Raw genomic sequence first — 13,834 nt, 5'->3', positions numbered from 1 at the left:
ACTTACTCCGGCTCGATAAAGGTGAATTGAGTCGCCAACAGCTTGCGGGTGTCGTCGGGAATCGGGCGCGGTTTATTATCGTCAATATTGACACATACCCAGATCAGTTTGCCCTCAGCACAAATAACATTCTTATCTTTAATTTCTAATTTGATATTAAAGATTAAACTGCTATTGCCTAACTTCTCGATATAGACCGCAGGGAGAATAACGTCGTCAACCGTAAGAGGATAAAGGAAAACCGCTTCGCACTTCTTGACATGATAAGAGACGCCCGAGGTGGCCGGTCGAAAATAATTAATCATCTCATTGGCGCGCAATTGATTAACCACGGCGTCTTCAAAATAGTCTAAATAGACTGAATTATGCACATGACCATTGAGATCTATATCTCGCATTGACACGCGAAACGCCTCTACCTCATTATGACTCTTCATTTACACGACCTATCGCAACAATTCATTACAACTACAACCCGTTAAACGGTTTTCTCTGAAGAAAATGTTACATGAAAGATAAAGTCCTCACCAGAGCAATAGTCAGAGAGTTCGGCCCAATCCGCGACGTGGTTCAGCTTGAAAACACGGCGCTGCCGACGCTTGCCGCAGGCGATGCTCGGGTCAGAATGGTCTACGCCACCATTAATCCTTCCGACATTATTACTATTTCTGGTGCCTACCGTTCACGCATTTCGGTCCCCTTTGTGCCGGGTTTTGAAGGGGTTGGCGTGATTGAGCAGGCACCGCAAGGAAGCCACCTGCCCGTGGGCCAGCGGGTGTTGCCAATAGGCAGCATGGGCAACTGGCAGACCTTCAAGGATACCAAGCCCGAGTGGTGCTTTACGCTGCCCGATTTCGTCAGCGATCGTCAGGCGGTGAACAGCTACGTTAATCCGATGACGGCACTGCTGATGCTGACCGAGGCGCTGGACTTCAAGCCGGGCCAGCGGGTGCTTATCAACGCCGCCAATTCGGCTATCGGTAAGATGCTTATCCGCTTGGCGAATCAGAGGGGTCTGACGCCGGTTGCGGTGGTGCGTAAGAAGGAAAATCTCGATATTTTTGCGGGATACCGCACGGAGTATGTGCTTAACTCCAGCGATCCTGCCTTCCCGCAGGCGCTGGAACGGCTCAAGCGCAGCGGCGGCGTCGAGGCGATTTTTGACTGCATCGGCGGTGATGAATCCCTGATGTTTGCCGATACGCTGGTCGCGGGCGGGCAGTTTATTCACTACGGCCTGCTCTCGGGTAAGCCGGTTCCGCCAACCTTCTGGCGTACACGCCCCGACATTCGCTTTATGAACTTCCACCTGCGTCAGTGGGTGCACAGCCAAGAGAAATCGGTGGTGCAGAGGAAAATTGATCAGGTGATGGCCCTGATTCGCGACGGCGTAGTCCACACTGAGATAGCCACGGCGTTTAGCCTGAGCAATATTAGCGATGCGATAGACGCCGCACTTTCGGGCACGCTTAAAGGCAAGATTTTGATTGAGATGTAATACGCTCGCCGGCTAGTGAAAATAAAAAAAGCTGCGTCAGCGTCTGCGCAGCTTTTTTATTATTTGCTCAGTTTCACTCGAGCGCAATATTAGCGAGATTCCAGCGTAGGATAAGCCTTCCTTACCGGCCTGACGATAAGCACGGTCAGAATAACCTTGATAATATCGCCGGGGATAAAGCCCATTGCGCCGATTGCCGCCTGACTAAGGGTTATTTTGGCGAAGGCCGAGATCCATGGAATCCCCGCTGAATAAATAATCACAATGCCGCCCAGCGTAATAAACACCGCCTCTTTAACCACCGACAGTGAACGGATATTTTTCTCGTACAGATAACCAATCAGCAGCGCGGCAATCGGCCAGGCCAAAATAAAACCGCCGCTCGGGCCGAGGAAGATTCCCACTCCGCCGCGTCCACCGGCCAGCAGTGGCAGACCGACCATCACCAGCAGGTCGAACAGCACCATGGCCAGCGCACCGCGTTTTGCACCGGCGATTGCGCCCGCCAGCATCGGCCCCATCGACTGGGCGGTAATCGGCACGGCAATAATAGGCAGCGTAAAAGCAGGAAATAATCCCATCGCAGCGGTAATTGCCGCAAACAGGGCAATATAAACAATATCTTTAGTCGACATCAGAGGTCTCTTTTTTGGATGATTTTTTGGCGCGATACGGTGACTGTGGGTCGTAGGCGCGGGCCTCGAGCGCCATGGCGATACTATCCGCCATTTTCAAGGTGCGGACAATCACCGGAATAGCCACCGCAATAACGCTGTTATTCAGGCCGCGCGCCTTTTGTGCCTCGCGGACTTCCTGAGTAATGGCAGCTAACACCGGAATAAAGCGCAGCGCGAGCGACAGCGCAAGGCTTATTTTGGCCGGATTAATACCGATGAAATAAAGCCACGCCAGCCGTTTTTCCAGCGCGTCTATCATGTCTGAGCTGCGGGTGGTTAAGGTGATTAACGAGGCGGTCAGCATCAAGGCACTCAGGCGAACAATGACCAGCACGCCCGATTGCCAGTTAACCATAAATAGCTGCACCAGAAATAACAGCACCAGAATGGCCAGGATCGGCTTAATTTGTGCCAGCATGACCTTCGGGGAAATACCGGCCAGTGGATAAAGCATCACGATAATAGCCAGCGAGGCGGCAGCAAAAATCATATTCGGGAAGACGAACAGCAGCGTGCCGAGCACGGCCAAAATTAAAATTTTCAGTCCGGGCGGCGTGCGGTGAATAAAAGAGTGCCCGTGAATATATTCGCTGACCGTCATGACATCATCCTGACGTAGGCCGGTAACGCCACGCTCGGAATATCGTCAATTACCACCTGACCGCCTTCAAACACCAATACCCGGTCGAAGTCCTGCAGGAATTCCAGGTCGTGAGAAACAACGACAGTTTTCTGGTCCATTTCATTAATCGCCTGCGCGATACGTTTCTTATTACGCAGGTCGAGGAGCGTGGTCGGCTCGTCAAACACGATATAGTCGGGCTGCATGACCAGTACGCCGGAGATGGCCATCAGCTGTTTCTGGCCACCGCTCAGCAAGTGCGACGGGTGCTGACGGAAAGACTCCATATCATAGCGTGCAAGCGTTGCGTCAATGCGTTCGCGGATGACGTCTTTCGGCAGACCGAGGTTCTTCATGCCGAACGCCAGATCTTCCTCAACGATAGGAAACACGATTTGATTGTCCGGGTTCTGGAACACGAACCCCACCTTGCGGCGCACCGCCTTACCGTTGTCGCGAGTGTTCAGTCCGTCGACGATGACATCGCCGTGCTGGGGGATCAGTAATCCGTTGAGCAGGCGTGCAAAGGTACTTTTGCCGCAGCCGTTGCTGCCTACCACGCCAATGCGCTTTTCGTCGAGCTGCAGGGTGATGTTTTCAAGCACCCGACGTTCGCCAAATGCGTGAGAAACTTGTTTTAATTCCAACATTTACCGATTACTCATGATTAGTCGCCCGTCGCCAAAGGGAGAGGGCCGCTGTGGCTTAAACCGATTGCAGGGTGCGGATAATATCGATATCGCCCGCGTTATAGCGGGTGACATGACCTTCGGAGTCTGCAAGGCAGATGTGGCCTTCTGGCGTCACGCCGGTACAGGTGCCTTCGGCCCACTCGGCGCGCTCGCGGTCGAGCGAGATACGCAAGCTTTCTCCGCGCCCATAAAGGTGGGCGTTATAGTCGTCGCACAGGGGAGCAAAGCCGGTTTCCAGCCATTGCGCCAGCGTTGCGCTCCAGTGCGCTGTTACCGCCTCGGCCAGTTCTTCGACCGTAATATTGACCACCTCGGCCAGCGAAAAGGTTTCGTAAGGCACGTTTTCAGGGCGGCTGACCAGATTCACGCCGACGCCGATGTAGAGCACTTTGCCGACCCGCTCAATTAGCGTACCGGAAACTTTATGGCCGTTGACCAGCATATCATTTGGCCATTTTATCTTGACCTGCGCACGGTCACCGAGCAGCGGTTGCAGCACGTTGTGCAGCGCCAGACCGGTCATCAGTGCCAGCGTGGGCAGGTCGGGACGTGAAGGCGGGGCGGGAATGGCAAAGGTGAGCGCCAGATTGCCGGTCGGCGTTTGCCACACGCGGTCGAAACGGCCACGGCCTGCGGTCTGGCGTTTTGCAACTACGGCGAATCCAGGGGCTTTGCCGCCGTCAACCAGGCGTTTCGCCTCGCTGTTGGTGCTGTCAACTTCTTGATAAAACGTGATTTCCATTATCTTCTCATGCGACCTATGGTCAGTTGTTCAACCATCGCGGCAGGTGATAAGGACATCACGAACTCGATAGCGCGGCAAATATCTTGTGTTTCAATCATTTGATGCGGTTCCAACCCCGAGCCTTGCGCCATCTCGGTATCGACGACGTCAGGACAGAGCACGGTCACCTTAATGCCCTGCGCGGCCAGCTCGCGGCTGAGAGACAGGCTGTAGCCGACCAGTGCGTGCTTGCTGGCGGCGTATCCGGCGATCCCGCCGAAGGCCTGAACGCCGCTCACCGAAGAGAGGCTAAATATGCGGCCCACTTCGGAAAGGGCCAGCGCCGGAATGCACAGTTGGCAAAGATGGTGGATGGCCGTGACGTTAACATCCAGCATGGCGGCGAAATCGCCGAGGGTGGCGCCGCTCGAGCCGGGACGGAAAATTCCGGCGGCGTTAACAAGCAGGTCAAGCTGCGCAAAATCGGCCAGTGCGTCCTGAACTTTGCTGGCAACCGACGGCGCATCGCAAAGATCGACGGCTATCGTTTTCACCCGTTGCTCTGGCTGGAGCGGCAGCGTCTGCTTAAGGCGGCCGAGCAGGCTCTGGTCACGGGCCAGCAGTATCAGGCTGTAGCCTTTTTGGGCAAAATGGTGAGCAATTTGTCGACCAATGCCTCGGCTCGCTCCTGTAATCAGCGCTACTTGTTGCGTCACGACAACCCTTTTTATTTAACTTATTGAAAAATAGGAATATACGGTTTTTTGGCCGCCGTACATTATTCCGCTTTTATTAGCTAAATACAATTTACCGTCACGATGTCGGATTGAATATCGCATTCAACGAAGCTTGCTCGATCGCCTGATACAGCGAGAACTCGTTAATGACTGCCGCGCCAAGCGCCTGTTCAAACGCCGCCTGGTTTGGATTTCCGCTGCTTACCGCGCCCTTATCGCTGCCGAGATTCGACTGGAAAATCCCTGCGGCGCTGACCGGCAGAAAGTCTTCATACACAATCGGCGTGACGCTGACCTTGCCCTGTTTAATCAGCTCGTCGAGTGTGTCGCTCGTGCGCTGTGCGGCGGCGAGAGTAGCCCCGTCTTTGAGCGCATATCTAAAATAACCCAACCCTTGTTTGCGTAAAGATTCGATGTCATCCGGGAAGGCGGAGAAAACGGCCTCGAAGTGGCGCTGGTGAGCGTCATTGTCTTTTGAGGTGTCGGAACCCGAGGCCTCGAGCAACAGTTTGTCGTACAGCGCACGACCCTGCGGCGTGAGCGCCAGTCCGCGTTGCTCGATTTCACCAAAACGGGCGGTGTGTTGCCCCTCTGCCGAATCGGTAAAGGTTATTTTCTCACTGAGCGCCTTGAAGCTGGTCTGGCGCAGCAAAATTGGCACCTTGCGGCGCGGTGGCCCTTCGATGACCTCTTTCGGCGAGATGCCGTATTCGGGCATTTTGCGCTGCACCTGGTCGATATCCAGCGTTCTTGGCGTCAGGTGATTGATATGCGGTCCCTTAAATGACACCACGTCGGCGATAAGGCGATGATGTTCGAGCAGCGCGTTGTAGGTATACAGACTGACCAACGCGTCGCTGTGCCAGCGGAAGGTTTTAAGCGCTTCGGCGACGAATTCGTCAGCCTGTGCGTCAGTGAGCCCGCCATGCTGCTGGTTCACCGCAATCAGTTCGCGCACGCGGGGGGAGAAGATGTCGCGTGCGGCAAGAATCTGCCGCGCTTTTTCTCTTAAATCAGGATTATCAATCAGCTCAAGGCGCAGCAGCGAGGTAAATACGCGGAAAGGGTTTATCCGCAGCGCGGCTTCGGAAATAGGGCGAAACGCGGTGGAATGCACCGGCACACCGGCCGCGGAGAGGTCATAGTAGCCGACCGGCGACATGCCCATCACCGCAAATAGCGCCCTCATGGTCGCGAGCTCTTCGGCCGTGCCGAGGCGTATCGCACCGTGCCGCTCTACGTCGAGGCGGTTAAGCTCCGAGTCCTTCACCTGATGAGAAAAGGTTTCCGGGTGCTGGCGCAAATAGTCTGCGTTGGTGTCCTTAACAATTTGCAGCAGCGTGCTGTACTGCGGCACTTCCTGCTGATACATACGTGACATGGCTTTCGAAAAACGGTCACGGATTTGGTCCTGTGAAATCGTATTTTTTTCCATCTCGTTCACCTTATCCCTTTATCAAAGTTGACTGTTAATCACTCCAAGATACACTGAAAACATTGTTAAACCAGAGACTAATAAGGAGGAAACCCCATGCTGTTGTGTGATTTGATTGAATACTCACACTTCTTTGGTAATCGCCCTTGCTCAAGCGTATCCGGCCTCGTGCTGCGATAACCCTGCTTGAGCGGAAACGACTAAAGAGTTAAATACGAGTTAACCTCGTACTTCCCTCGGCTTTCCGGGTTGTCGTCAGCGTTTTAATGACGACGGGCATGTTAATGCCTGTAATTCTGGAAAAAGCAATGAGCACACTATTATCTGCCCAATCACTCTCTTATGAGACTGCCTTCGGTCCTTTGCTGACTGAGGTTTCGTTTACGCTTAAAAAAGGCGATCGCGTTGGCTTAATCGGCCATAACGGCAGCGGTAAAAGTACCTTTCTCAATCTTCTTAATGGCCATCTCAGCCCGAGCTCAGGTTCGGTGACCCGCGCCGGTCAGTGCCTGATGGCGACCATCGAACAGCATCTGCCCGAGTCCCTGAAGGCGCTTAGCCTATTGGCGGTGGTGCTTGACCGGCTTCCCGAGAATCAGCGGCTTGCCGAGAGCTGGCGCGCCGAGCGGTTGCTGGCGACGCTGGACTTTACGCCTTCCTGCTGGGGCCAGACGGTTTCGACGCTCAGTGGAGGACAGCACACACGTTTGATGCTCGCCAGAGCGTTGATTCTCGAGCCGGATTTACTGCTGCTCGACGAACCTGGTAACCACCTCGACCTGCCGACGCTGCTGTGGCTGGGCGATTTTCTAAGCCAATGGAACGGCAGCTTTATTCTGGTCTCGCACGACGTGGCGCTGCTCGACAGCGTAACGACCTGTACCTGGATCCTGCGTGACAAGACGCTGCACTATTTCGGGCTACGTTGCAGTGAGGCACGCGAGGCGTTAGCACACCGCGACAGCACCGACGCGGAACGCCGCCAGGCCGAGCAGCGAGAAATTGACCGCGTTGAGATAAGCGCCAGCCGCCTGGCGCTGTGGGGCAAGGTTTATGACAACGAAAAGTTTGCCCGCAAGGCTAAGCAGATGGAGAAACAGGTCGACAGGTTGAAAGAGGACCAGACTCCGCTGGCGGCGGCCAATGCCTGGCGGCTAGAGTTGCAGGGCGAAAGTCTCGACGCCGATCGCGTGCTGGCGCTGGAAACGCTGGAGGTTGCGCCAGCGCCCGACGCCGCCGCGCTGTTTTCCCTCGATAATCTGCGGGTGAAAAGTGGCGATCGCGTTGCGGTGATGGGGCGTAACGGCTGCGGTAAGTCGTCGCTACTGCGCCTGCTGTGGCGATCGCTCACTCAACCTGAATCCGGTATCAGCTGGCATCCCCGTGCGGCGGTGGGGTATTACGACCAGAATCTGCATCAGCTTCGCGACAGCGACAGCCTATGCGATGCGCTCGGTAATTTTGCTCCTTTAACCGACGATAGGCGCAAGATGGCGCTCATTGGCGCTGGTTTTCCGTATCTTCGTCATCAGCAAAAGGTGGCTTCGCTGAGCGGCGGAGAGCGGTCGCGCCTGCTGTTCGTTGGGCTGACGCTGGCACGTTATTCGCTGCTGCTGCTCGATGAGCCCACTAACCACCTCGACATGGAGGGCAAGGAAGAGCTGGCCCAGACGCTGAGGGATTTTCCGGGCGCGGTATTGATGGTTAGCCACGATCGAACGTTGATCGAAAACGGCTGCAACCGCTTCTGGCTGGTGCACGACCATCGCCTCGAGGAGTGGCATCAGCTTGAGCCGGTGTATCAGCTGCTGGCAGGCAAAACGCTGAATCAACCCGAACCGCCAACGCCGTTGGAGCAGGGCGAAGAGGCCGTGCTCTCCGGTGAGGATCTGCTGCTGGCGCGGCTGTGTGAGCTAGAGCAGAGGCTTGAGGATGAGCTGGCGCGCAAGGCGAAACACCAAAAACCGGCGTTACAGCAGAAACTGCGGGCCGATATTGCGGCGGTTATGCAGAAATTAGCGCTGAGTTAGTTTTAGGGTAGGTATTCGACCTGCCGCAGCAACCTCCCTCCTCTGCTCTTTGAGGGGAGGGAGTGCCTGTTTTGATGCCAATACTGGCTTGATATGATAATGATTATCATTTGTGATGTCGTTTGAGTGCGAGTCACTGGTACCGCTCATCCTGTTGCAGATTTAACAGCGTCTCAAATTTACCCAACCATAGGTATTTGTAAATTGAGGAATAAAAATGTCGATCCAATATTCTATTAAGGGCTTATTAGTATGAGTCATGAGAGTTAGCGCATTTTTTTATAAGGGTTCGACACCTTGGGAAAACGATAACTCTCAAGCTTTCAATATCCGGCCAGAAATAAATTTAGTATTTTAACTATTATGTTCTTCCTGGTAATCAAAGAAAGACTTTATCAATCCTTTTTAGCCATTGGTGTTTAATAGTGAAGGACTCAACTTTATGGACATTTTCAACACCCACAACCTCTTTAAGAAAATTCTGAGCTGAACGTAAATGGTCGTAAGTGGGTTTATAGTGTCCTGAAGTATTGAGTAAATAAGCGACGCCTTTTTTTGTCATACCTATGTATCCAGCAGATTGTATCTCCAAATTACTATTATCAATAGTTATTTCTGTTAGCAAAGAAGGGTGGGAAATCGTTTTTACGTCAGTTTTCTTACCAATGCCGCCGATAATTAGTTGCTGATTGCCTTTGGCATTTTTTACAAATATAAATTTGGCTTGATAGTTTGGGTCTTTTAAGCTTTCAAGGTCCTTGAGGGTGGTTACAGTAGTGGTGAAAATGTCATTGTGATTTGTAGGCTTGGCATCGCGACTTACAAGTGCTTTGTTTAGTCGATCGAATTCAGCATCGATAAGTTGTACTCTGTCATTAACCAAAGGCGGAAGTTTTAAAAAATCAGGGCTTGGCTCTGTACAGGATAAAACTCCCCGTGTTTGTCTGGAGGCCGTTATAAGAGGGGAACAGGTTCTGATCAAATCTCGGTTCCTGTCCAGATTATCGAAATCCAATTTGATGGAATTATTTTCTAGTTTCTCGAGTTTATCAATACTTCGTTTAAATTCATTTAAATCAGCTTTAAACTTTTTCTCCATCGGGTTCATCTGAGAAGCAGACAGTTCTGGGATCAGTCCATCCTTTTTAGGGCTTATTCTTGCACGGTCAAAATCTATCAGAGTGAATTTGTCAGTCTCTGGATTGAACATGATATTTGCAAGATTGATATCATCATGCATAATACCATTTTTTTTCAAATCAGCAAGTGTACGATCTATTATAGACTGTATAGTATTTTCATCACTCAGTGATTTCCTGATATTTTTCATTTGTTGTAAATTGTCATTCTTTAGAATGGATTGTAAAGATTCACCCGGTATTTTAGGCATTTTCATCGAAACAATTTTAGAATCTCCAATATTATCAATGAAGACGACGGATGAACCCTCTCCGTAAAGACGGTTGAATGCGACGGCATTATTATTTGCCTCACGCAATGCCCCCGAATAACTGTTTGTTTTTGATTGTTTTAATAATAAATGATCTTTAGAGAAGTCACCTTCTTTCAAGGGGCGCTTAAATTCTTTAATCAGGTAATCGTCTACACTGTAAATTTTTGCCGCTGTTCCTTCAGCAATAGGTTTCGCTTTTCTATAATCTGCGGGTTTAGGTGCAATATTTATTTTTGAATCTGGCAGACTGAAATTATTGGGTGTATTCTTCAAACCACTTTTTAGCGCTGATGACATCTGCTGTCGAAAGAGTTTTATCGCCTGAGTTATCTCTAGAGCCGTATCAAATACACCACTCATTACTGCTTCAAACAACGCATCCATCTTTTCATCTGGTGTATCTGCTACAAAGTACTTCGCAACTTGCATCGCTGAAATACCCATACCCATGGCCGCTGAGCAAAATGCCCCCAGTGCGCTGGCCGGTGTGAGTATCACTCCCACTGACAGAAACCCTAGAGCACCGATACCTGCGGAAAGAATAGTATCAACTTCTTGTTCAAAGTGAGTTTTTATTAAAACATCCGGATCGGATCTCAATCTGTCAATATGACGCTGAGTCAAGTCTGACGTGTAATCACCCGTTTCACTATATTTTACCGGGTATTCATAATGCGTGATACCATATAAAGGATCGAGCATTTTTGGCGTGAAAGACGTTTTAACCATATTTCTTTGAGAGTCATAGAAAGACAAGTGGTGCAATAACCAATTTTGTAAACTCTGGTCATTTTCCAATCCCTGTCTGTTTGGTATGATCTTAGATTCTTGTGTCAACGTAGAGACAGCAAGATAGCGATCACCTATTCCTTTTAGTGCAATGATGTTAGACATTGGATATTCCAGCATTGCCATTAACTTAGGTTTCGTTGTTCCTGCGAGAATATCATTAATGGCAGGGCCGAACTCTCGTGAGTCTTCTACAGACGCCTTTTTCATGTAATCTATTAGCTGAGTCTTAAATGAAATCCCAATAAAATTCTTCACTACACTTTCAGCGTCAGGTCGAGATAAATTATTTCTAATGGTTTTTTCAAGTCTGACTTCAACGCGATCCGCAAGATTTATCAATGATTCTTTTAAGTTTACATCGTGTTTGTGATAGGGTTTATTTTCGTCGGCCTTACTAAAGATGGCTATATATCTAGAAGAAGGATAATTTCTAAAGATGTCACCTAGCGCGACTTCTTTTAAACTCAAATCCTTTTTTTTAGTAAGATCGTTTATCGATACTATATCATCAAGGTTCGCATTTTGTAGTGTGGGTATTTTTCTTATCTCATCCAGGACAATTTCATCTACCAAAGTATTGATATTAAAATTCTTTAAATAGTCTACGGTGTTGGCTTTTACATTATTAAAACTTTCAACAAGCTCAGCATATTTATTTAACGGAATAGGAGTTCCATTCCCAGTGTTATTCGCCGCAGATAAAATATATCTATTCAGTTCTGCATCTGTAATTGAACTCGATAAGTCTTGAACTTGGTTGGCTGCACCCTTCGCCGTATACCAATATTCATAGTCGTTCATACCAAACTTGTTAAAAACGTGTTGATTCGATACGCCCTCATGCATTTTAGAATATTCATTTTGACACACCTGCATTATCGAATATTTTATTTTTTCATTAATAGCTTTCATCGCAGCCAGTTTCACTTCTGCTCCGCCATCTGGGAAGAAATAGCTGTCGATTTTGTCTGTTAACCTGGTTGAGTACTCTGAATTCAAACCAAGTTCTACATCAAATGCCATTACTGGTGTTCTGGAGAGGATGGGCTCCATTAGTTTTTCCAGATTGCAGGCCTGAAGAGAAGGATGTTCAAACTCTCCCTTCGCTAGCATATTAGAAATTTCCACGATAAATTTCTTATCTTTTAACATATCGACCAATGCAACGTCATCAGTTAGGTTAGCACTTACTCTTGCCTGTTGAATCGCCTTAATAATTTTACTATCAACATAATTTTCGGCAATAAAGGCAATCCCCTTAATGATAATTTTTGCATAGTCCTCTTTTGCATATGAATAAAGCTCATGTAACTTGTCCTCATTTAATTCATGAGGATGTTCTGCCAAGGCAGTTCGTATCACATTGTCGGAAAGAGAGTCGAGTGCCTGATAAATTATTGGTTTATTAGCAACAAAGAGATTTTCCGGCTCAGGCTTTTTATTTGCTAATTCCGACAGAGAGGTCGGTTTGCTTTCGGCCGTCTTAAACTGCTGCGCCATGAAAGCTACTGCTCCGGCTGCCTTACCCGCCACCAGAGTGACTGCCAGGGTTGTCAACATGTTGCTGACAGAACTCGGACCTGTTGGGACTATTTTCACACCCTGCAAATTATCCTTCGGCGATACAAAACTGCGGCCTATTTCTTGCAACAGCATTTCCTCGTCAGGCTTCTTTGCCAAAGCCGCATTGGTTCTTTCTGCCGTGTTTTCTATTTTGCTTCCTGTCGGGGAGACCGCTGTTTCTCCGCCCGAAGATTTCTCGGGTCTAAGCTGAAACCTCGAAGGTGCGACAGTGGTAGCTACCGTGCCGGACATCTTATTTGGCACTTTGGCATTTGAAAGTTCAACGGGAGTGTCAGCGTTGGCCAGCCGTAAGCGTTGTTTCAACTTCCCCTCACCGTCCAGTACGCGTATTTTCTCCGCCATTCCCTCTTCCACGACACTCTTCACCATCTTGGTTGGCGGTGCCATAGCGGTAGTATTTGCACTGTTGGGCGAGCTTGAACACACCTCTGGGGCTGTATCTTGTTCCGGAAGCAGGAATTCATAACAGGTTTTTATTTTCATCAGCATCTTTTCAGCGACGTCCGTATTTTCCCAGTTAAGCACGCTGTTTGCTATCCAGCCTTCGGCATCTACATTCTTGGCGACCTTCTCGCCTCCACTGATTGTCGGCGCAGTCAGTAACGTAAGTTCGGGTCCCTTTCCTCCGGTATCAGCCATCGTTGCTCCAGGCTGGTGGGTGTTCATTCTGCCAGCCATACTCTCAGGGGTAATTCCGCTCAACCAGTCTCCAAGATGGGTAAAGAGTTCCAGGTCATCCGCGGCAGAGACAACCCCTCCTGCCATTTTCGCCCCCATCCACGTATCCAGCTGGGCCTTCATCTGGGAGTTGACCGTATTCATGAGGCCTTCCTGACTGAGCTGCTTTAAAATCTGGCAGCTGTACCAGGCGATTGACAGACCGGTGCCCACTGGCCCCAGGCTTCCGAGCGCCATGCCGACGCCGGCACTGCTAATATATGACATGCCGATTTTCTGTATATCCGCTTTGGACGGCGTTCCCTTCGCCACGGCCGCATAAACCTCTTTTGATAACCATTGATACAAGGCGGGTTTTGTTTGTTCCAGATTCATGCGTTCAATTTTCGCCATCGCTTTCTCATCCTTCGGATTCGCTCCTACAATGCGCGCGAACAGATGATCCATCCCGACGTCAAGATGCAGGCCATCGAACCAATGCCCACCGGAAACCTTAATCAGATTCTCCTCTGTTAACATCTTACGCAGTAAGGTTGCTGGGTCAGATAACGAGGTCTGCGCTTCTGTTTTGTGCTCCCTCAGAGCCATTTCGATTTTTAAACTCAGCGAATGTTCTGTTCCACCGGTAAGCGGGCTTTTGGCATCATTTTTGAGCTCTTTAAACAAATCATTCAGCTGTTTCATTGCTTTATCCTCGTCTACCGGTGGATTGGTAAATGAAGCTACTGCCTTCGAAAACACCGATGACAGCTTATCCATCCAAGATTCGGCATGCGCCAGCTGTCTGTTCTGTTCTATTTTGGAAGCTTGAGTGGTGTGGGTATCCTGCGTGGAGACATCCGCACGGCGGAGGTTAACTTCGTTCATGTATTTCTCTTTTTTTTATGAAAATGGGTGAAGGGACTGGCAGAT

The 13,834-nt window shown here is 49.9% G+C and carries 10 protein-coding genes; 2 read left to right on the top strand and 8 right to left on the bottom strand.

The window, feature by feature from the left end; genetic code table 11:
• Positions 1-2: 2 nt before the first annotated feature.
• Positions 3-437 carry an acyl-CoA thioesterase gene (locus BS640_RS09565; RefSeq protein ID WP_084912458.1) on the bottom strand — a complete coding sequence of 145 codons (435 nt, stop codon included), beginning with the start codon at positions 435-437 and terminating at the stop codon, positions 3-5.
• Between the two features lie 71 nt (positions 438-508).
• Here BS640_RS09565 and BS640_RS09560 point away from each other — a divergent pair, with 71 nt between their 5' ends.
• A complete protein-coding gene (locus BS640_RS09560) occupies positions 509-1,498 on the top strand; it encodes a zinc-dependent alcohol dehydrogenase family protein (RefSeq protein ID WP_017491868.1) in 990 nt (329 codons plus the stop codon).
• An 89-nt stretch (positions 1,499-1,587) separates the two neighbouring features.
• Here the strand turns inward: BS640_RS09560 and BS640_RS09555 are convergent, their stop codons facing one another.
• From BS640_RS09555 to hglS, 6 genes are all read right to left on the bottom strand, one after another.
• Positions 1,588-2,133: a biotin transporter BioY gene (locus BS640_RS09555; RefSeq protein ID WP_017491869.1), complete on the bottom strand. Its 546-nt coding sequence runs from the start codon at positions 2,131-2,133 to the stop codon at positions 1,588-1,590.
• The gene (locus BS640_RS09550; RefSeq protein WP_084912457.1) at positions 2,123-2,776 is read right to left on the bottom strand and encodes an energy-coupling factor transporter transmembrane component T family protein; all 654 of its coding nucleotides are present in this window, start codon (positions 2,774-2,776) and stop codon (positions 2,123-2,125) included. The genes BS640_RS09555 and BS640_RS09550 overlap by 11 nt, the downstream gene beginning before the upstream one ends.
• Positions 2,773-3,447 carry an energy-coupling factor ABC transporter ATP-binding protein gene (locus BS640_RS09545; protein WP_084912456.1) on the bottom strand — a complete coding sequence of 225 codons (675 nt, stop codon included), beginning with the start codon at positions 3,445-3,447 and terminating at the stop codon, positions 2,773-2,775. The genes BS640_RS09550 and BS640_RS09545 overlap by 4 nt, the downstream gene beginning before the upstream one ends.
• Positions 3,448-3,502: 55 nt before the next feature.
• On the bottom strand, positions 3,503-4,231 hold the full coding sequence (locus tag BS640_RS09540; RefSeq protein WP_084912455.1) for a biotin--[acetyl-CoA-carboxylase] ligase: 729 nt from the start codon (positions 4,229-4,231) through the stop codon (positions 3,503-3,505).
• On the bottom strand, positions 4,231-4,929 hold the full coding sequence (locus BS640_RS09535) for an SDR family NAD(P)-dependent oxidoreductase (RefSeq protein WP_084912454.1): 699 nt from the start codon (positions 4,927-4,929) through the stop codon (positions 4,231-4,233). Before BS640_RS09535 ends, BS640_RS09540 begins: the two co-directional genes overlap by 1 nt.
• Before the next feature lie 97 nt (positions 4,930-5,026).
• Positions 5,027-6,385 carry a 2-oxoadipate dioxygenase/decarboxylase HglS gene (gene hglS, locus BS640_RS09530; protein WP_084912453.1) on the bottom strand — a complete coding sequence of 453 codons (1,359 nt, stop codon included), beginning with the start codon at positions 6,383-6,385 and terminating at the stop codon, positions 5,027-5,029.
• Between the two features lie 308 nt (positions 6,386-6,693).
• On the opposite strand from hglS, the gene BS640_RS09525 reads away from it, so the two are divergent.
• Complete coding sequence (locus BS640_RS09525) at positions 6,694-8,415, top strand: ABC-F family ATP-binding cassette domain-containing protein (RefSeq protein WP_084912452.1); 1,722 nt, start codon at positions 6,694-6,696, stop codon at positions 8,413-8,415.
• Between the two features lie 379 nt (positions 8,416-8,794).
• On the opposite strand, the gene BS640_RS09520 is transcribed toward BS640_RS09525, so the two are convergent.
• Entirely contained in the window at positions 8,795-13,789 is a 4,995-nt protein-coding gene (locus BS640_RS09520) for a phosphotransferase (protein WP_084912451.1), read from the bottom strand.
• Between the last annotated feature and the right edge of the window lie 45 nt (positions 13,790-13,834).

Origin of the sequence: Rouxiella badensis, assembly GCF_002093665.1 — a bacterium.
GTDB classification, from domain to species: Bacteria; Pseudomonadota; Gammaproteobacteria; order Enterobacterales; family Enterobacteriaceae; genus Rouxiella; species Rouxiella badensis.
The sequence above is the reverse complement of the archived record's forward strand: the minus strand, read 5'-3'. Positions and strand labels throughout refer to the sequence as shown.